This window comes from Piscinibacter sp. (assembly GCF_050175855.1).
Lineage (GTDB): Bacteria > Pseudomonadota > Gammaproteobacteria > Burkholderiales > Burkholderiaceae_C > Piscinibacter.
Window position 1 is genome coordinate 1 of sequence record NZ_JBFXIO010000039.1, and the last position, 18,953, is coordinate 18,953.

17 protein-coding genes are annotated in these 18,953 nt (G+C 68.2%); 8 read left to right on the forward strand and 9 right to left on the reverse strand.

The genetic code is table 11. The features are described from left to right. From AB7U92_RS05290 to AB7U92_RS05325, 8 genes are all read right to left on the reverse strand, one after another. The coding region (locus AB7U92_RS05290; RefSeq protein WP_428575138.1) for a glucokinase at nucleotides 1-310 on the reverse strand (310 nt) is incomplete at its 3' end. Between the two features lie 10 nt (nucleotides 311-320). Further along, nucleotides 321-1,949, reverse strand: coding sequence for an alpha-amylase family glycosyl hydrolase (locus AB7U92_RS05295; RefSeq protein ID WP_428575139.1), 1,629 nt, complete (start codon nucleotides 1,947-1,949; stop codon nucleotides 321-323). After that, nucleotides 1,949-2,380, reverse strand: a complete 432-nt coding sequence (locus AB7U92_RS05300; RefSeq protein ID WP_428575140.1) for a pullulanase-associated domain-containing protein — start codon at nucleotides 2,378-2,380, stop codon at nucleotides 1,949-1,951. Before AB7U92_RS05300 ends, AB7U92_RS05295 begins: the two co-directional genes overlap by 1 nt. Nucleotides 2,381-2,415: 35 nt before the next feature. Then, on the reverse strand, nucleotides 2,416-3,306 hold the full coding sequence (gene malG / locus AB7U92_RS05305) for a maltose ABC transporter permease MalG (RefSeq protein WP_428575141.1): 891 nt from the start codon (nucleotides 3,304-3,306) through the stop codon (nucleotides 2,416-2,418). Between the two features lie 15 nt (nucleotides 3,307-3,321). Further along, nucleotides 3,322-4,875: a maltose ABC transporter permease MalF gene (gene malF / locus AB7U92_RS05310; RefSeq protein WP_428575142.1), complete on the reverse strand. Its 1,554-nt coding sequence runs from the start codon at nucleotides 4,873-4,875 to the stop codon at nucleotides 3,322-3,324. Between the two features lie 13 nt (nucleotides 4,876-4,888). After that, nucleotides 4,889-6,091, reverse strand: a complete 1,203-nt coding sequence (malE, locus tag AB7U92_RS05315; RefSeq protein ID WP_428575143.1) for a maltose/maltodextrin ABC transporter substrate-binding protein MalE — start codon at nucleotides 6,089-6,091, stop codon at nucleotides 4,889-4,891. A gap of 50 nt (nucleotides 6,092-6,141) precedes the next feature. Next, nucleotides 6,142-7,245 carry an ABC transporter ATP-binding protein gene (locus AB7U92_RS05320; protein ID WP_428575144.1) on the reverse strand — a complete coding sequence of 368 codons (1,104 nt, stop codon included), beginning with the start codon at nucleotides 7,243-7,245 and terminating at the stop codon, nucleotides 6,142-6,144. A 127-nt stretch (nucleotides 7,246-7,372) separates the two neighbouring features. Beyond that, a complete protein-coding gene (locus AB7U92_RS05325) occupies nucleotides 7,373-8,602 on the reverse strand; it encodes a maltoporin (protein WP_428575145.1) in 1,230 nt (409 codons plus the stop codon). Nucleotides 8,603-9,081: 479 nt separating this feature from the next. Between AB7U92_RS05325 and AB7U92_RS05330 the strand changes: the two genes are divergently transcribed. Further along, nucleotides 9,082-10,092 (forward strand): glucokinase, encoded by a 1,011-nt coding sequence (locus tag AB7U92_RS05330; RefSeq protein ID WP_428575146.1) that lies wholly within the window; start codon nucleotides 9,082-9,084, stop codon nucleotides 10,090-10,092. Beyond that, the gene (locus AB7U92_RS05335) at nucleotides 10,089-10,976 is read left to right on the forward strand and encodes an SHOCT domain-containing protein (protein WP_428575147.1); all 888 of its coding nucleotides are present in this window, start codon (nucleotides 10,089-10,091) and stop codon (nucleotides 10,974-10,976) included. The genes AB7U92_RS05330 and AB7U92_RS05335 overlap by 4 nt, the downstream gene beginning before the upstream one ends. Before the next feature lie 15 nt (nucleotides 10,977-10,991). Here the strand turns inward: AB7U92_RS05335 and fabI are convergent, their stop codons facing one another. Next, the gene (gene fabI / locus AB7U92_RS05340; RefSeq protein ID WP_428575148.1) at nucleotides 10,992-11,777 is read right to left on the reverse strand and encodes an enoyl-ACP reductase FabI; all 786 of its coding nucleotides are present in this window, start codon (nucleotides 11,775-11,777) and stop codon (nucleotides 10,992-10,994) included. Between the two features lie 243 nt (nucleotides 11,778-12,020). Here fabI and rimP point away from each other — a divergent pair, with 243 nt between their 5' ends. The 6 genes from rimP to AB7U92_RS05370 all read left to right on the forward strand — a co-directional run. Beyond that, nucleotides 12,021-12,575, forward strand: coding sequence for a ribosome maturation factor RimP (gene rimP, locus AB7U92_RS05345; protein ID WP_428575149.1), 555 nt, complete (start codon nucleotides 12,021-12,023; stop codon nucleotides 12,573-12,575). Beyond that, nucleotides 12,572-14,050: a transcription termination factor NusA gene (nusA, locus tag AB7U92_RS05350; RefSeq protein ID WP_428575150.1), complete on the forward strand. Its 1,479-nt coding sequence runs from the start codon at nucleotides 12,572-12,574 to the stop codon at nucleotides 14,048-14,050. Before rimP ends, nusA begins: the two co-directional genes overlap by 4 nt. Nucleotides 14,051-14,099: 49 nt before the next feature. Further along, nucleotides 14,100-16,940, forward strand: coding sequence for a translation initiation factor IF-2 (infB, locus tag AB7U92_RS05355; protein ID WP_428575151.1), 2,841 nt, complete (start codon nucleotides 14,100-14,102; stop codon nucleotides 16,938-16,940). Nucleotides 16,941-17,008: 68 nt separating this feature from the next. Further along, nucleotides 17,009-17,374 carry a 30S ribosome-binding factor RbfA gene (gene rbfA / locus AB7U92_RS05360; RefSeq protein WP_293434283.1) on the forward strand — a complete coding sequence of 122 codons (366 nt, stop codon included), beginning with the start codon at nucleotides 17,009-17,011 and terminating at the stop codon, nucleotides 17,372-17,374. Between the two features lie 7 nt (nucleotides 17,375-17,381). Next, entirely contained in the window at nucleotides 17,382-18,341 is a 960-nt protein-coding gene (gene truB / locus AB7U92_RS05365) for a tRNA pseudouridine(55) synthase TruB (protein ID WP_428575152.1), read from the forward strand. After that, nucleotides 18,338-18,953 (forward strand): GTP-binding protein (locus AB7U92_RS05370; RefSeq protein WP_428575153.1); only part of this gene is annotated, 616 nt, incomplete at its 3' end. The genes truB and AB7U92_RS05370, both read left to right, overlap by 4 nt.

Consider the following 18,953-nt stretch of genomic DNA (forward strand, 5'->3'; position numbering starts at 1 on the left):
GGTCGAGCTGGCGCTGCGCCTCCTGGATCGAGAAGGCCCAGTCGCGGTTGGTCATGCGCACCCAGTCGCCTTCGATCGGGTTGGCGATGGCCACTGCGCCATGCCGCGGCTTGATGCCGGCGGGGAGACTGTCGAGGTAGGCCTGCACCACCGCGGTGAACCCGGGGTAGTCGGCGCAGGGCAGCACCGCCACGTGTTCGAAGCGGCCGCTCAGGCGCTCGATGCAGAAGCGCGCATAGGTGGCGCCGATGTCGGCGAGCAGGCGCGGGTCGGCATGCGGCTGCACGGAGACGGGGCGATCGAGGCTCATGGCGGTATTGTCAGCGCGCCTTCAGCACCAGCACCTGCTGCGCGCCGAGCTGCACGCGAGCAGGCGCCGTGCCCGCCTGGCCTGCCTTGGCGGCGACGAAGGGCGAGGCCGTGCCCAGCGGGAAGGCCACCGCCCAGTCGGAGGCCTTGAACGAGGCAGGCAGGACATGCTGCGCCGGCTGGCGCGAGTAGTTGATCAGCACCAGCAGCCGCGAGCCCTCGTGCTCGCGGGTGAAGGCGAACACCGGCTGGTCGCGCTCGGACAACGCCGTGAAACGGCCCTGCGAAAGCGCCGGCTCGGCGTTGCGCAGCGCAATCAGCCCGCGGTACCAATTGAGCAGCGAGGCCGGGTCCTTGTCCTGCGCGGCAACGTTGTGGGTCTGCCAGTTCGAGACATTGGCGCGGAAGGGCTTGGCAGCACTCGTGAAGCCTGCATTCGTTTCGCCGCTCCAGCTCATCGGCCCTCGCAGCGACTGGTCGGCATTGAAGACGGTGGGCGCCTGGCCGAGCCCGATCTCTTCGCCGTAGTAGAGGAAGGGCAGGCCGGGCAGCGTGAGCAGCGTGGCGGCGGCCACGCGGTAGCCCTTCTCGTCGCCGTCGAATTGCCGGGCCAGCCGCGCACCGGCGAAGTGGTCGTGGTTGGCGAGGAAGGTCGCCATGCGTGGCACCGGCATCTTGCGCAAGTTGTAGAGCACGTCGTCGCGCAGACGGCCCAGCTTCGCGCTGGACAGGATGTGCTTCTGCAGGCCAAAGGCGAAGGCCGAACCGCAGGAGTCGGGCGCGGCAAACGGCGCCGGGTCGCTCGGCGACTCGCACACCAGGTATTTCTCGCCGTAGCTCGCCAGCAGGTCTTGCACGCGCTTGAGCAGCACGTGGTTCTCCGGCTGGTTCTCCCAGGCGGCGGCGCTGTTCTCGAAGAGCACGCCCACCGCGTCGAAGCGGAAGCCGTCGACGCCGCGGTTGAGCCAGAAGCGCAGGTTGTCGAGGTGGAAGTCCACCACCTTCGGGTTGCGCAGGTTGAAGTCGGGCATGCCGGCGTCGAACACCGCGTAGTACCAGCGCTGGTTGCCCTCGCGCCAGGGTTCGCCGGAGAAGGTATTCCAGCCGCGCGGCTTGTCTTCCGACCAGGTGAACCAGTCGACGTAGGGCGACTTGCGGCTGTCGTAGGCGCTCTCGAACAGCGGATGCGCCGCCGCCGCGTGGTTCATCACATAGTCGATGATCACCGCGATGCCACGCCGGTGCGCCTCGGCCAGCAGCCGGTCGAAGTCGGCCAGGGTGCCGTAGTCGGGCTCGATGGCGCGGTAGTTCTTCACCGCATAGCCGTGGTCGCGGTCTTCGCTTTCGAAGATCGGCATCAGCCACAAGCCGGTGATGCCCAGCGACTGCAGGTAGTCGAGCCGGTTGGTCAGGCCGTTGAGGTCACCGACGCCGTCACCGTTGCTGTCCTGGTAGGCCCGTACCAGGATCTCCATGAACACCCCGCGCTGGCTCCAGCCGGCGGGCAGGGCGCTGGCCAACGGCTGCGCCGCCACCGGGCCGAGATCCGGGATCGGCGCCTCGGCCGCGGGTGCGGCCTGCAGCGCCAGGCCGAACGCCAGCGCGGCCAGCAGGCGCCGCAGCGACGACGGCAGGGACATCACTTGCAGGGGTTCTCGGCGCGCGCCTTCTTGGCGTCGTCCAGCGAGGTGTAGATCTTGCGGTCGCCGTTGTTCACCCAGATCTCCTTGACGGTGTTGCCGTCGAAGGACATGTCGCGGCCGCCCTGATCCTTGCTGTCGCCCTTGTGGATGATGTAGTTCACCTTGCCCTTGCTGAACTCCTTGAAGTCGGCCTGGAAGAAGATGCCGAAGTCGTTCTTGCCGGTGGGCATCATCGGGTTCTGCCACTCGACGCCGGGCAGCGGGATCCCCGGGTCCTTCCACAGGTGCACGCCCCAGCCGTCGTAGTTGCCGTCGCAGCGGTTGTAGTTGATCTGCACCTTGCCTTCCGGCGGCGCGGCGCTTGCCAGGCCCGGGGCCAGCACGGCGGCAGCGATCAATGCCTGGAGAAAGAAGCTCGTCTTCTTCATGGGTGTCCTCGTCAGGGTGTGGAGGGGAGGGAAGTTCAGCCCTTGATGCCGCCGGCGGTGAGGCCGGAGATCATCCATTTCTGGGCCAGCATGAACACGATGGTGATCGGCAGGCCGGAGAGGATGGCCGCCGCCGCGAAGTCGCCCCAGAGGTACTTCTGGTCGTACAGGAACATCTTGGAGCCGACCGCCATGGTCAGCAGGTCCTGGCGCTTGAGCAGGATCGAGGCGACGGGGTACTCGATGATCGCGCCGATGAAGGCAAGCAGGAAGACCACCATCAGGATCGGCACGGCCATCGGCAGCAGCACCAGGCGGAAGGCCTGCCAGGGCGTGGCGCCGTCGACCTTTGCCGCCTCCTCGATCTCGTAGGGGATGGTGTCGTAGTAGCCCTTGATGGTCCAGATGTGCAGCGCGATGCCGCCCGAGTAGGCCAGCAGCAGCGCCCAGTGGGTGTCGATGCCGAAGGCCGGGAAGGCGTTGCCGATGCGGTCGAAGATGGCGTAGATCGCCACCAGCGCCAGCACCGAGGGGAACATCTGCATCAGCATGAGCCCGGTCAGCGCCTGCTTCTTGCCGGCGAATTTCATCCGTGCGAAGGCGTAGGCGGCGGTGGTGGAGAGGAACAGGCAGATCAGCCCCGACAGCGTGGCCACCTTGACCGAGTTCCACAGCCACAGCAGCACCGGCAGGTCGGGCTCGACCAGGCGCCCGTTGGCATCCTGGAAGGGCAGCCCGAGCGCGAAGCGCCAGTGCTCCAGGCTGATCGTCTCGGGGATGATGCTGCCGGTGGCGAAGTTGCCCGGCCGCAGCGAGATCGAGATCACGATCAGGAACGGGAAGATCACCAGCGCGCACAGGCCGATCAGGAAGGCGTGCGCCGCGATCACGCGCCAGCGGTGCGAACGGTCAAGGACGATGGCCATCTTTTGTTGTCTCCTTCAGCGCTTCTCGTCTTCGACGATCTTGGTGAAGCGCATCTGCACCAGCGACACCGCTGCCACCATCAGGAAGATGACGGTGGAGATCGCCGCGGCCAGGCCGTAGTTCTGGCCCGAGTCCTGGAAGGCGATGCGGTAGGTGTAGCTGACCAGCAGGTCGGTGGTGCCGGCCGGCACTGAGGTGTCGATGAAGTCGGGCCGTCCGCCGGTCAGCAGGCTGATCAGCACGAAGTTGTTGAAGTTGAACGCGAAGGAGCTGATCAGCAGCGGCGTCAGCGGCTTCATGATCAGCGGCAGCGTGATGCTCCAGAAGTTGGTCAGCGGCCCGGCACCGGCCACGGCCGAGGCCTCGTACAGGTCGGCCGGGATCGCCTTGATCAGGCCCATGCAGATGACCATCATGTACGGGAAGCCCAGCCAGGTGTTGACGATCAGCAGCATCGCCTTGGCCAGCAGCGGATCGGAGAACCACTGCGGCTTGATGCCGAACAGCCCGGAGAGGATGAGGTTGATCTCGCCGACGTTCTGGTTGAACAGGCCCTTGAATACCAGGATGGAGATGAAGCCCGGCACCGCATAAGGCAGGAACAGCAGCATGCGGTAGGTGCCCTTGAAGCCCAGTGCGTCCCAGTTCAGCAGCACCGCGAGCAGCATGCCGAGCGAGGTCGCGAACAGCACCGTGAGCGCGGAGAACACCACCGTCCAGACGAAGATGCGCACGAAGGGCTCGCGGAACTTCGCCTCGGTGAAGATGCGGCGGTAGTTGTCCCAGCCGATCGGCACCTGAAAGCCCGGCTGCAGTTGCTCGCCGGCCTCCGTCTCGAAGTAGCCGCTGTCCATGTTGGCGCGGATGACGGTGCCGTTCTCCTGGTTCTTCAGGCTGCCGTCGGGTTGCTTCACCCACAGCGGCTGCACCGCGGCGAATTCGCGCAGGCCGGCCATGCCGACCTTGCGGCTGTCGGGCAAGGTCACCGTCACGCCGCGCAGCGCCTTCTGGTGGCCGATCAATTCCTTGAGCGACACCGGCTCGGGCAGGGCCGCGGCACCGGCGGGTTCCGGCTCGGCCGTGACCTCGACGCGGCGGTCGGCGGCCAGCGCCAGCGGGCCGAACTGGAAGGCCGCGCCGGACTCGGGGTCGACCAGGCGCCCGCGGTATTCGGCGCCGGCCGGGTGCAGGCTGAACTCGAAGGTCGAACCTTCGGCGCGGAAGGTGTCGCTGAGGAAGTAGGCCTCGGCGCGCGGGAACTCGAGCAGGTTGCGCGAGCTGTAGTTCGTGAAGCCGATGGTGATGGTGTAGACCATCGGGAAGACCACGAAGATCAGCGCCGCCGCGATGCCTGGGAAGAGATAGCGGAAGGCATACGTGGTCTTCGCGGTGTAGATCCACACGGCGAGCGCGCTGCTCACGAGCAGCGTGCCCGCGAGCAGCACCTCGCCGGTGGCATAGACGATGACGACGAGATAGAGCGCCGCGGCGATCACCAGCGCGAGCAGCGCCGGCCCGAGCCAGCGGCGTTCGGCCTTCGCGGGTGGTGTGATCGTCGCGTCGCTCATCGTCGTGCCGCCCTTACTTCGCGGTGATGCGCTTGGCGGCGCCGTCCAGCGCTTCCTTCGGGCTCTGGCGGCCGTCCATGATGTTGCCCAGGGCCGAGACCATCGACGACCAGAAGCGGCCCATCTCCGGGTTGTTCGGCATCGGGGCGCCGTCCTGGGCCGAGGCCATGGTGGCCTGGATCTTCGGGTCGCTCTTCAGCTCGGCGAACAGGGCCTTGCTCGCCGGCGTGCCCAGCGGCACGTCGTCGTTGATCATCTTCAGGCCCTTGGTGGTCAGCATGTAGTTCTCGATGAACTCCACGGCCACGTCGCGGTTCGGCGTCGACTTGTTGAGCATCGCGCCGAGCACGCCGACGAAGGGCGCCGCCTTCTTGCCGCCGACGGCGGGGATCTTGGCCACGCCGAAGTCGATATTGGCCTTCTTCAGGTTGTCCCACGACCACGGGCCGTTGATCATCATCGCCACCTTGCCCTGGGCCATGGCGGCTTCCATCTCGGCGTAGCCGCTGCCCTCGGGCATGTACTTCTCGCGGATCAGCTTGTTCAGCAGTTCCGCGCCCTTGACGGCACCGGCGTTGTTGACGCCGGTGTCGGCCGGGTCGTAGGTGCCGTCAGGCTTGAGCTTGAAGGCGTAGCCGCCGTTGGCGGCCAGCAGCGGCCAGGTGAAATAGGTGTTGGTGTAGTCCCACAGGATGGCCTTCTTGCCGTCCTTGGCCAGCTGCTTGTCCAGCGCCATGACCTCCTCGAAGGACTTCGGCGGCGTCTTGACCAGCGCCTTGTTGTAGACCAGCGAGACCGCCTCGATCGACATCGGGTAGCCCCAGGTCTTGCCGCCCACCGTGAAGGCCTTCCAGGCCAGCGGGTCGATGTCGTCGCGCACCTTCTTGCTCGGGTTCACCGGCTGCAGCAGGCCGCCGGCGATCCACTCGCCGATGCGGTCGTGCGGCCAGATCCAGATGTCCGGGCCCTTGCCGGCGGCGGCGGCCTGCTGGAACTTGCCCGGCGCGTCTTCCGGATGCTCCACCACCACTTGCACGCCGGTCTTCTTGGCGAACTCGTCGCCGATCTTCTGCAGGCCGTTGTAGCCCTTGTCGCCGTTGATCCAGATGAGCAGCTTGCCGGGCTCGGCGGCCAGCGCACCGCCGGCGAAGCCGGCGCCGAGGGCCAGCGTGGCAGCGGCCGCGATCAGGCGGATGCGGTGACGCGGATGGTTCATGAGAGCTCTCCTTCGACAGTGGTGCCGTATCGGCAGGGGTTGAGGCGGGGTCAGGACGTCCGCGAGAGCGTCTTGCCGCGCTCGTCGAACAGGAAGCTTTGCCGCGGGGGCAGGGTGAGCCAGGCCATGTCGCCGGTATCCACCGGGTTGTCCGGGTGGGTGCGGATGGTCATGCTTTCGGTGGCGCCGGCCAGCGTGGCGTGCAGGAAGATGGTGTCGCCCAGGTGCTCGGCGAGCTGGACGTGGCCCTTGACGGCGTTGTCGGCCGCGGGCGGCTCCTTGCTGGCCTCGATGTGCTCGGGCCGCGCACCGAGCGTGACCTTGGCGCCGGTGGCCAGCGAGGTGGCGTCGGCCGCCACCTGCACCACCGTGCCCTCGTGCAGCTTCACCGTGGCCAGCGCCGGCGTGGCCGAGACCAGCTCGCCGGCGATGAAGTTCATCTTCGGGCTGCCGATGAAGCCGGCGACGAACTGGTTGACCGGCGAGTGGTACAGCTCCATCGGCGTGCCCACCTGCTCGATGGCGCCCTTGTTGAGCACGACGATGCGGTTGGCCAGCGTCATCGCCTCGACCTGGTCGTGGGTGACGTAGATCATCGTCGTCTTCAGTTCCTTGTGCAGCCGCGACAGCTCCACCCGCATCTGCACGCGCAGCGCGGCGTCGAGGTTGGACAAGGGCTCGTCGAACAGGAAGACGCCGGGCTTGCGCACGATGGCGCGGCCGATCGCCACGCGCTGGCGCTGGCCGCCGGAAAGCGCCTTGGGTTTGCGCTCGAGCAGGTGCTCGATCTGCAGGATCTGCGCAGCGCGGTCGACCGCGGCCTTCATCTGCTCCTTGGTGTAGCCGGCGAGCTTCAGGCCGAAAGCCATGTTCTCGGCCACCGTCATGTGCGGATAGAGCGCATAGCTCTGGAACACCATCGCGATGCCGCGCTTGGCCGGCGGCACCTCGTTGACGAGCTCGCCGCCGATGTACAGCTCGCCGCTGGTGATGTCCTCCAGTCCGGCGATGCAGCGCAGCACGGTGGACTTGCCGCAGCCCGACGGTCCGACGAAGACGATGAACTCGCCGTCGCGGATCTCCAGGTCGATGCCGGGGATGATCACCGCGTCGCCGAAGGCCTTCTTCAGCGACTTGAGGAGCAGGTTGGCCATGGGTGCTGCGCTGGGGTGGGGAGCGTGTGGGGCACGCAGGGGGAACGGCGCGGATCACGCCGTTCGCTCTGAGGGCCTCGGAAAGCGCGCGGGCCGCTCGTGGCCGCCCGCGCGCCGGAGCCTCAGATCACCACCAGGCCTCGACCTGCAGGCCGTAGGTCATGCCGTTCTTGTCCGGCGCGAACACGCCGCCGCCCTGGGCACCGGCCGCGTCGTTCCACTTGGCGTAGGTGGCGAAGGCGCGGAAGGCCGGGCGGGCCCAGAAGCCGCCGCTCAGCGTGTACTGCGGGGCCACCGTCAGCTTGGCCAGCTTGGCGGTGTTGCCGCCGCTCTTGACCTGGTCGTAGCCGCCTTCGATCGCGACGCTGAGGTTCGGCGTGAAGTTGTACTGCGGGCGGGCGCCGATGCTGAACCACTTCGTCTTGTTGCCGGCAGCGTCCTTGACGTCGGAGTACAGGACGGTGGCCATGCCCGACCAGCCGTTCTTGAGGTCGACGTAGAGCTGGTCGACGATGCGGTACTCCTTGGCACCCTTGCGGCCGTCGTCGGCGGTGGAGTAGGTCGGGTTCCAGCTGCCGCCGGCGGCGTCGTCGGCACCGTAGACGAGCGCCAGCTTGTTGAAGCCGTTGAGGATGCCGCTCTGGGTGTGCTCGACGAACAGCGCCCAGCCCGAGCCCTCGTTCGGCGCGGTCGGCGACTTGTCGGCGGTGCTGCCGGTCAGGTAGACCAGTTCACCTTCGAGCTTGCCGTTCGGGTTGACGTCGATGTCGTAGAGGCGGGCCGACAGGCGCCGGGTGCTCAGGCTGTTGTTGCCGTTGCCGTTCTGGTGGTAGGCAAAGGCCAGCTTGGCCGCGCCGGCGTTGATGTCCTCGATGCCGCCGCCCAGGCCGCTGTTGTTCCAGTAGAAGTTGTCGGTGATGTGGACGTCGTGGCGGTTGTAGTAGCGCTTGCCGATCCAGATCTTCGCGTCTTCCATCGCGCCCTTGCCGAAGAAGCCGCCGGCCTGGAAGAAGTTCTGGCGGCTGGCGATGTCGAACTTGCCGCCGTTGACGGATTCGAAGTCGCCCTGGCCGTTGTTCTCGATGGTGGCGAGCATCAGGTTGTACTTCGCCCACGGGCCGCCGTCGCTCTTGCCGAACGGGGCCGAGAGCGCCAGTTCGCCGTAGGTCTCGCACTCGTTGCCGAGGCGGTACTTGGTCGGCGCGATCTGGAAGCACTTCTGGTCGCCACCCTCGCTGGTGGTGCCCACGCCGCTGCGCAGGTAGCCGTGGAACTCCACGCCCTCGGCGTGCGCCGCGGGTACGGCAAAGGCGCTCGCCGCGGCTGCGGCGATGGCCAGTCTCTTGAATTGGTGCATTGCGCTGACTCCTCAGAGGTTGTGCTTGGGGGACTGATTCCGGCTTGCGCCGGTGGGGGAGGGAACCGCAGCCGGAAGCGGCGGCAAAACACGCGCCGCCCCTTTCGGGGCGGCGCCAACTCGCTCTTCCGGGAAAACGGGATGCGCGAAGCGGGTGCAAGCCAGGCGGGTGAACGAGGTGCTGCGCTTCACGGGAAGTAGTGCAACTACAGGTCGATGCGTAGTTTCTGGGCAGCGCGGACTTTAGTAGTGGTACTACACAGAGCGCACGAGGGTTTGCACCAGTGTTGCGCAAACGCTCTTCCGTATTGAGCTGGCGCAAACAATCGGCACACCATTCGTGCCAAGCCCGCATTGTCTTCAGTGCGTAGTTTGGCTACATTCCCGCTTCGCCCGGTGCCGGGTTACGGGCCAGGGCGGGCGGCGCGGAGCTTGCTGGATCGGGGCACCGCACCACCGCGACACCACGCCTGACGACCATGGCCCTGATCGACGACATGACCTCGACCGCCGCCAGCTATCCGCGCCTGCTCGGCGACATCGGCGGCACCAATGCGCGATTCGGCTGGCAGGCCGCCGCAGGCGACGCGCCCGGCAAGGTCGATAGCTATCGCTGCACCGACCACGCCTCGCTGCAGGACGCGATGCGCCATTACCTCGACACGAAGGGCCTGCCGCCGCCACGGTGGTGCGCCATCGGCATCGCCAACCCCGTCGTGGGGGACCTGGTGCGCATGACCAACCACGACTGGCAGTTCTCGATCGAGGCGGTGCGCGCGCAGTTCGGCCTCGACCGCTTCCTCGTCATCAACGACTTCACTGCGCTGGCGCTGGCGCTGCCGGCGCTGTCGCCGGCCGACTTTCGCCAGGTGGGCCCCGGCACGGCGGTCGCACATTCGCCGCTCGGCCTGATCGGCCCGGGCACCGGCCTCGGCGTCTCGGGTCTGCTGCCGGCGAACAGCGGGCGCAGCGCGATCCCGATCAACGGAGAAGGCGGCCACGTGACGCTGGCCGGCGCCAGCGCGCTGGAAGACGCGGTGATCGCGCGGCTGCGCGCGCGCTTCGGCCACGCCTCGGCGGAGCGGGCGATCTCCGGGCCGGGCCTGGTGAATCTCTACGTGGCACTGTGCGAGCTGGAGGGCGACTTGCCCGAACCCTTCGACGCGGCGGCCGTCTCGGCCCGCGCCACAGCGGGCGGCGATGCGCGCTGCGCGCAGGCGGTGGAGCTCTTCTTCGCCCTGCTCGGCACGGTGGCGGGCAACCTCGCGTTGTCGCTGGGCGCGCGCGGCGGCATGTACATTGGCGGCGGCATCGTGCCGCGCCTCGGCGAGCGCATCGACCGCTCGGCCTTCCGTGAGCGCTTCGAAGCCAAGGGGCGCTTCCGCGACTACCTGCGTGCCATCCCGACCTACGTCGTGCAGGCGAGCACCTCGCCGGCGCTGCTCGGGGCGGCGCGGGCCCTCGAAGACCTCCAGGAGACGACAACTTGACCTCTGCACCGCGCTGGCTGGCGCCCGCGATCCTCTGCGCCGGCGTGACGCTCACACCGGCTCCCACCGCCTTCGCGGCCACGTGGACCGACTTCCTGTTCGGCTCGAAGAGCAGCTCGGGCGACAAACCGGCGGCCTCCGCCGAACGCCGCACCTGGCGCATCGGCGAATTCACCGCCATCCAGCGCGCCGAGCGCGAGGCCGGCTCGGTCGGCAACCAGCATCCCGCGGCGATCGCGCCCGAAACCCTGCGCCAGTTGCTCGCGCCCGTGCGGCTGGTGGTGGGCAGCGGCACGCAGCCGCTGTTCTCGCCGGATGAGCTGAGCGACCTGATCGAGCCACTGGCCGAGGCGCTGTCGGTGGCGACCCCGGGAGACGACCTGCTGCTGCTGAGCACGCACCGCCGCGGCGGCGGCGTGCTGCTGGCGCCGCTGGGCCTGACGGCACGGCTGTTCGTGCAGGACAACGCGCTGCACCTGATCGTGCACGAGGCCCGCCGCGACTTCGACAACGCCTACATCGGCTCGCGCATTCCGCCGACCTTCACTTTTGGCTCGCGTGCCAAGGCGGGACTGGTGACGCTGCAGGACCCGGGCGCCACGGTACGCCGCGCCGACTGGCTGGCCATCCCGGTGAACCGGGTCGCCGCGCCGGCCCCGGCGCCGCAGCCGGTGGTGCTGCCGGCGCCCGCACCGGGCGTACCGCCGAAGGCCCAGGCTGCGCCGCCGCCCGCACCGGTTGCCGCGCCTGCTGCAAGGCCGGCGCCGGCCTCGGCCGACGAGATCGAGCAGCGCCTGCTGACGCTCAAGCGGCTGCGCGACCGAGGCCTGATCAGCGAAGAGGAGTACCAGCAGAAGCGCCGGGAGATCCTCCAGGCGCTGTGAGGCGAGGGCGGGTTCTCAGGCGTCGCCTGAGCCCGCCATCACCTGGCTGAAGCCGCCATCGACGTAGGTGATCTCGGCGCTGATGCCGGAGGCCAGGTCCGACAGCAGGAAGGCCGCGGCGTTGCCGACGTCCTCGATCGTCACCGCGCGACGGATCGGCGCCATGGCGGCGAAGTCCGTCAGCAGCTTGCCGAAATCCTTGATGCCCGAGGCGGCCAGCGTCTTGATCGGGCCGGCCGAGATGCCATTGACTCGGATGCCCTTGGCTCCCAGCGAGTGGGCGAGGTAGCGCACGCTGGATTCGAGCGAGGCCTTGGCCAGGCCCATGGTGTTGTAGTTCGGCACGTAGCGCACCGCGCCCAGGTACGACAGGGTCAGCAGCGAGGCGCCGCTGCGCAGCCGCGGCAGCGCCGCCTTGGCCATCGCCGGGAAGCTGTAGGCCGAGATGTCGTGGGCGATGCGGAAGTTCTCGCGCGTCAGCCCATCGAGGAAGTCGCCGCCGATTGCCTCGCGCGGGGCGAAGCCGATCGAGTGCACGAAGCCGTCGAACTGCGGCCAGGCCTCGCCGAGCTGGTTGAACAGCGCCTCGATCTGCGCGTCGTCGGAGACGTCGCAATCGAAGGTGAGCTTGGAGCCGAACTCGGCAGCGAACTCGGTGATGCGATCCTTGAAACGCTCGCCCTGGTAGCTGAACGCCAGCTCGGCGCCTTCGCGGTGGCACGCGCGTGCAATGCCGTAGGCGATCGATCGGTTGTTCAGCACTCCGGTGATGAGAAGGCGCTTGCCGGCGAGAAAGCCCATGGAGACTCCGCGTTGCTGTTCGTGGGAAAGGGGCCGGATTTTGGCATGCTCCCCCGGGCGTCCGCGGCCTCTTGACATCACGGCGGCTTGCCGGTACCCCGAGGTCGCGCTACAATCTGCCGTTTTCGAGAAAGCTGCGTGGGCGGATTCTTCCAGCCCATTTTTTTTGCTCGAACGTTTTTGGGCTGCGGAATCCGTCGCAGCTGCTCGCAAGAAACTGCTGAACAAGGGACGACAGAACCTGTGACGAGTTGGCAAGGCGCCGTCGAACGCACCGTGACCGGCCTGGGCTACGAGCTCGTGGACACCGAGCGAAGTGCCGGCGGGCTGCTGCGCGTCTACATCGACCGCGTGAGCGGCGACCCGGCCGGCGAGTTCATCACGGTCGACGATTGCGAGAAGGTCACCCGCCAGCTGCAGCACGTGCTCGAGGTCGAGAACTGCGCCTACGCGCGCCTCGAGGTCTCGTCGCCCGGGCTGGACCGGCCGCTGAAGAAGGCTTCCGACTACGCCCGCTTCGCCGGCGAGCAGGTGGAGCTGACGCTGAAGCTGGCCTTCCAGGGCCGCAAGAAGTACAGCGGCGTGCTGCAGCCGCGCGGCGAAGGCGAGGGCGACGGCTGGCGTCTCGTCTTCAACGACGGCAAGACGGATCAGGCACTGGATTTTTCACTCGACGAAGTGCGCGAGGCCCGGCTGGTGCCGGTGGTCGATTTCAAGGGGAAGCGTTTCGCCCCCGCGAAACCGGCCACGGGCGAGGCTGCGCCCGGACAAGAGGTTGACGGAGGTCGTGAGCGATGAATCGCGAATTGTTGATGCTGGTGGACGCCATCTCGCGCGAGAAGAGCGTGGATCGCGAGGTCGTGTTCGGCGCGGTGGAAGCGGCGCTCGCTTCGGCCTCGAAGAAGCTGCACGGCGGCGAGGTCGACATGCGCGTGTCGGTCGACCGCGAGAGCGGTGAGTACGAGACCTTCCGCCGCTGGCACGTGGTGCCCGACGAGGCCGGCCTGCAGTTGCCCGACTCCGAGATCCTGCTGTTCGAGGCGAAGGAGCAGATTCCCGACATCGAGGTCGACGACTACATCGAGGAACCGGTGGAGTCGGTCTCGATCGGTCGCATCGGCGCGCAGGCGGCCAAGCAGGTGATCCTGCAGAAGATCCGCGACGCCGAGCGCGAGCAACTGCTCAACGACTTCCTGTCGCGCGGCGACAAGATCTTCGTCGGCACCGTCAAGCGCCTGGACAAGGGCGACATCGTCGTCGAGTCCGGCCGCGTCGAGGGCCGCCTGCGCCGCAACGAGATGATTCCGAAGGAGAACCTGCGCAGCGGCGACCGCGTGCGCGCGTTCATCCTCGAGGTCGACCCGACGCTGCGCGGCCCGCAGATCATCCTGTCGCGTTCGGCGCCGGGCTTCATGATCGAGCTGTTCCGCCAGGAAGTGCCGGAGATCGAGCAGGGGCTGCTCGAGATCAAGAGCTGCGCCCGCGACCCGGGCAGCCGCGCCAAGATCGCCGTGGTCTCGCACGACAAGCGCGTCGACCCGATCGGCACCTGCGTCGGCGTGCGCGGCTCGCGCGTCACCGCGGTCACCAACGAACTGGCCGGCGAGCGCGTCGACATCGTGCTGTGGTCGGAGGACCCGGCGCAGTTCGTCATCGGCGCGCTGGCCCCGGCCAACGTGCAGTCGATCGTCGTCGACGAGGAGCGCCACGCGATGGACGTGGTGGTCGACGAGGAGAACCTCGCCATCGCCATCGGCCGCGGCGGCCAGAACGTGCGCCTGGCCTCCGAGCTGACTGGCTGGCGCATCAACATCATGACGGCCGAGGAATCGGCGTCGAAGCAGGCCGCCGAGAGCGATGCGATCCGCAAGCTCTTCGTCGAGAAGCTCGACGTCGACGAGGAGGTCGCCGACATCCTCATCGCCGAGGGCTTCACCAGCCTCGAGGAAGTGGCCTACGTCCCGATGCAGGAGATGCTCGAGATCGAGAGCTTCGACGAGGACACCGTCGCCGAGCTGCGCACCCGGGCCAAGGATGCGCTGCTGACGATGGAGATCGCCCGCGAGGAGAAGGTCGAGGAGGTGTCGCAGGACCTGCGCGACCTCGAGGGCCTGACCCCCGAGCTGATCGCCAGGCTCGCCGACGGCGGCATCCACACCCGCGACGACCTGGCCGACCTCGCCGTCGACGAGCTGACCGAGATGTCCGGCATCGACGAGGCGCAGGCCAAGGCGCTGATCATGAAGGCGCGTGAACACTGGTTCACCGCCTGAGAGACCCGCACCGACACGAGACAGAGCTAGACCCAGCAAGGAACCCACAATGGCTTCGACCACCGTCGCCCAACTCGCCGCCGAGCTGAATCGCCCGGCCGCGGCGCTGCTCGAGCAGCTGCAGTCGGCCGGCGTCAAGAAGGCGTCGGCCGACGACACGCTCAGCGAGTCGGACAAGGAGCGTCTGCTCGACTACCTGCGCACCGCCCACGGCACCGCCGGCGCCGAGCGCAAGAAGATCACGCTGACGCGCAAGTCGACCAGCGAGATCAAGCAGGCCGACGCCAGCGGCAAGGCGCGCACCATCCAGGTCGAGGTTCGCAAGAAGCGCACCTTCGTCAAGCGCGACGACACCCCGGCCAGCGAGGAGCCGGCGGCGCCGGTGATCGACGAAGCCGAACTGAAGCGCCGCGAGGAAGAAGCGCGCGCCCAGGCCGAGCTGCTGCGCCGCCAGGAGGAAGACCTGGCGGAGAAGCGCCGCCAGCGCGAGGAGCAGGAAAAGCGCGAGCGCGAGGCTGCCGAGGCCCGTGCCGCCGAGGCTGCGCGCAGGGCCGCGGAGGAAGCCGCCGCGGCCCTGGCAGCGGCCGCCGCCAAGCCCGAGCCGAAGTCCAAGGCTGCGGCGGCCGAGCCGGCCCCGGCACCCGCGCCGGCGCCCGCCGTCGAGGCACCGAAGCCGGCGCTGCGCGTGGTCAAGGCCGCCGACGTGGCCAACGAGGAAGCGCAGAAGGCCGCCGATCTCGCCAAGCGCCGCCAGGCTGCCGAGGCCGAGGCGCGCGCCATCCGCGAGATGATGAACGCGCCCAAGAAGGTGCTCGTGGCCAAGAAGCCCGAGGAGCCGGCCAAGCCGGCCACCGAGATCAAGGGCACGATCCACAAGAAGGCCGGCGCGCCGGGCGCACCGGCGACCGCGGCCGCGCCGGGCGCGGCCAAGCCGGGCGACAAGAAGTCGGTGAAGTCGGAGAAGCTGTCCTCGAGCTGGGCCGACGATGCCGCCAAGAAGCGCACCGCGCTCAAGGGCCGCAGCGACGGTGCCGCCGGTGGCGCCCGCGCCGGCTGGCGCGCACCGCGCGGTGGCCGCCGCGGCGAGCGCAGCGACGGTTCGCAATCGACCTTCACCGCCCCGACCGAGCAGGTGATTCAGGAGGTGCACATCCCCGAGACGATCTCGGTGGCCGACCTTGCCCACAAGATGTCGGTCAAGGCCTCCGAGGTCATCAAGCAGTTGATGAAGCTGGGCCAGATGGTCACCATCAACCAGCAGCTCGACCAGGAGACGGCGATGATCGTCGTCGAGGAGATGGGCCACAAGGCCTTCGCCGCCAAGCTGGACGATCCGGAAGCCTTCCTCGAGGAGGAGGCCGGCGAGCAGCAGCACGCGGAGACGCCGCGAGCACCGGTGGTGACCGTGATGGGCCACGTCGACCACGGCAAGACCTCGCTGCTCGACTACATCCGGCGCAGCCGCGTGGCGGCCGGCGAGGCCGGCGGCATCACGCAGCACATCGGCGCCTATCACGTCGAGACGCCGCGCGGCATGATCACCTTCCTCGACACCCCGGGCCACGCCGCATTCACGGCGATGCGTGCCCGTGGCGCCAAGGCCACCGACATCGTCATCCTGGTGGTGGCGGCCGACGACGGCGTGATGCCGCAGACCAAGGAAGCCATCCACCACGCGAAGGCGGCCGGCGTGCCCATCGTCGTGGCGATGAACAAGATCGACAAGCCCGAGGCCAATGTCGAGCGCGTCAAGAGCGAGCTGGTGGCCGAAGAGGTGGTGCCGGAAGACTTCGGCGGCGACTCGCCGTTCGTCCCGGTGTCGGCCAAGACGGGCAAGGGCGTCGACGAGCTGCTCGAGCAGGTGCTGCTGCAGGCCGAGGTGCTGGAGCTGAAGGCGCCGATCGAGGCGCCGGCCAAGGGCCTGGTCATCGAAGCGCAGCTCGACAAGGGCCGCGGCCCGGTGGCCACGGTGCTGGTGCAAAGCGGTACGCTCAAGCGCGGCGACGTGGTTCTGGCCGGCTCGAGCTATGGCCGCGTGCGCGCCATGCTCGACGAGGACGGCAAGCCGACCACGGAGGCCGGCCCGTCCATCCCCGTGGAGATCCAGGGCCTGACGGAAGTGCCGCAGGCCGGCGACGAGTTCATGGTGCTGGCCGACGAGCGCCGCGCGCGCGAGATCGCCACCTTCCGCCAGGGCAAGTACCGCGACGTGAAGCTGGCCAAGCGCCAGGCCGCGAACCTCGAGTCGATGATGGAGCAGATGGGCCAGGGCGAGGTGCAGAGCCTGCCGCTGATCGTCAAGGCCGACGTGCAGGGCTCGCAGGAAGCGCTGTCCACCTCGCTGCAGAAGCTCTCGACCGACGAGGTCAAGGTGCAGATCGTGCACGCGGCGGTGGGTGGCATCAGCGAGAGCGACGTCAACCTGGCGATCGCCTCCAAGGCGATCATCATCGGCTTCAACACCCGCGCCGATGCCGGTGCACGCAAGCTGGCCGAGAACAACGGCGTCGACATCCGCTACTACAACATCATCTACGACGCGGTCGACGAGGTGAAGGCGGCAATGGGTGGCATGCTGGCGCCCGAGCAGCGTGAGGAGGCGCTGGGCACCGCGGAGATCCGCCAGGTGTTCGTGGCGTCCAAGATCGGCACGGTGGCCGGCTCGATGGTCACCTCGGGCCTGGTGCGCCGCGGCTCGCGCTTCCGCCTGCTGCGCGACAACGTGGTGGTCTACACCGGCGAGGTCGAGTCGGTGCGCCGCCTGAAGGACGACGTGCGCGAGGTCAAGGAAGGCTTCGAGTGCGGCATCAAGCTCAAGAACTACAACGACATCAAGGAAGGCGACCAGCTCGAGTTCTTCGAGATCAAGGAGGTGGCACGGACGCTGTAAGGCGGAACCGGCCTCGTCCCGAGCCCCGCCTTCCACAAGAAGGCGGGGTTTGTGTTTAGGAGCACCCCATGCGACACAAGCGATCGATTCCCAACCGCGGCTTCCGCATCGCCGACCAGATCCAGCGCGACCTGGCCGAGCTGATCCGCGAGCTGAAGGATCCGCGCATCGGCATGGTCACCCTGCATGCGGTGGAGGTGTCGGCCGACTATGCCCACGCCAAGGTGTACTTCTCGCTGCTGGTGGGCGACCCCGCCGAGTGCGAGGCCGCGCTGAACGAGGCCGCCGGCTACCTGCGCAACGGCCTGTTCAAGCGGCTGCAGATCCACACCGTGCCGACGCTGCATTTCCACTTCGACCGCACCACCGAGCGCGCCGCCGAGCTGAACATCCTGATCAACCAGGCCAACGCCACGCGCGCGAAGGACGACTGAGCCCGCGATGAACGCACCCCGGCCGCAACGCCCCCGCATCGTGCGCCGTGCCGTGCACGGCGTGCTGCTGCTCGACAAGCCGGTCGGCCTGTCGAGCAACGATGCCTTGCAGCGTGCCAAGCGTCTCTTCCGCGCCGAGAAGGCCGGCCACACCGGTACGCTCGATCCGCTGGCCAGCGGGCTGCTGCCGCTGTGCTTCGGTGCGGCCACCAAGTTCTCCCAGGCCAGCCTCGATGCCGACAAGCGCTACCTCGCCACGCTGAAGCTCGGCCAGACGCGCCGCGGTGGCGATCTCGAAGGCGAGATCCTGCAGGAGCGCCCGGTGAACGTCACGCACGAGGCGCTGCGCGCCGCCTGCGACCGCTTCACCGGCGAGATCGAACAACTGCCGCCGATGCACTCGGCGCTCAAGCACGAGGGCAAGGCGCTGTACGAGTACGCTCGCGCCGGCGTCGAGGTCGAGCGCGAGCCGCGTCGGGTGACGATTCACCGCATCGACATCGTCGAGGGCGATCGTGACCGCTGGGTGCTCGACGTTCGCTGCAGCAAGGGCACCTACATTCGCACCCTGGCCGAAGACATCGGCGAAGCGCTCGGCTGCGGCGCGCACCTCGCGGCGCTGCGCCGCACCGGATCGGGCGCGCTGACCCTGGACGGGGCGTTGACGCTCGAAGCCCTCGAAGCGATGGACGAACCGGCGCGTGATGCCTGCCTGCTGCCGGCCGATGCGCTGCTGGCCGACTGCCCCGAGGTGCGACTCGGCGCCGAGGATGCCGCGCGCTTCCTCGCCGGCATGCGCCGCCGCCTGGCGCTGGCCGACGCGCGCCAGGTGAGGGTGTTCGGCCCCGAACCGCACGCCTTTCTCGGCTCGGCCCACATCGTCGCCGGCGAACTGATTTCCACGAGGCTGCTCAGCCCGAGCGAGGTGCAAGGCCTTGTGACTGAACGCACCGAAAGAACCGCATGACCCGCCAGATCCGCAACGTCGCCATCATCGCCCACGTCGACCACGGCAAGACCACGCTCGTCGACCAACTGCTACGCCAGAGCGGCACCTTCCGAGACAACGAGAAGGTGGCCGAACGCGTGATGGACAGCAACGACCTCGAGCGCGAGCGCGGCATCACCATCCTGGCGAAGAACTGCGCCGTGGAGTGGCAGGGCACGCATATCAACATCGTCGATACCCCGGGCCATGCCGACTTCGGCGGCGAGGTCGAGCGCGTGCTGTCGATGGTCGACTCGGTGCTGCTGCTGGTCGACGCCGTCGAAGGCCCGATGCCGCAGACCCGCTTCGTCACCAAGAAGGCGCTGGCACTGGGCCTCAAGCCCATCGTCGTGGTCAACAAGGTCGACCGCCCCGGCGCGCGGCCCGACTACGTGATCAACGCCACCTTCGAACTGTTCGACAAGCTGCACGCCACCGAGGAGCAGCTCGACTTCCCGGTGATCTTCGCCTCTGGCCTGAACGGCTGGGCGACGCTGAAGCAGGGCGAGATCGGCACCGACATGGCGCCGCTGTTCGACGCCATCCTCCAGCACGTGCCGCCGCACGAGGGCGCGGCCGACGCGCCGCTGC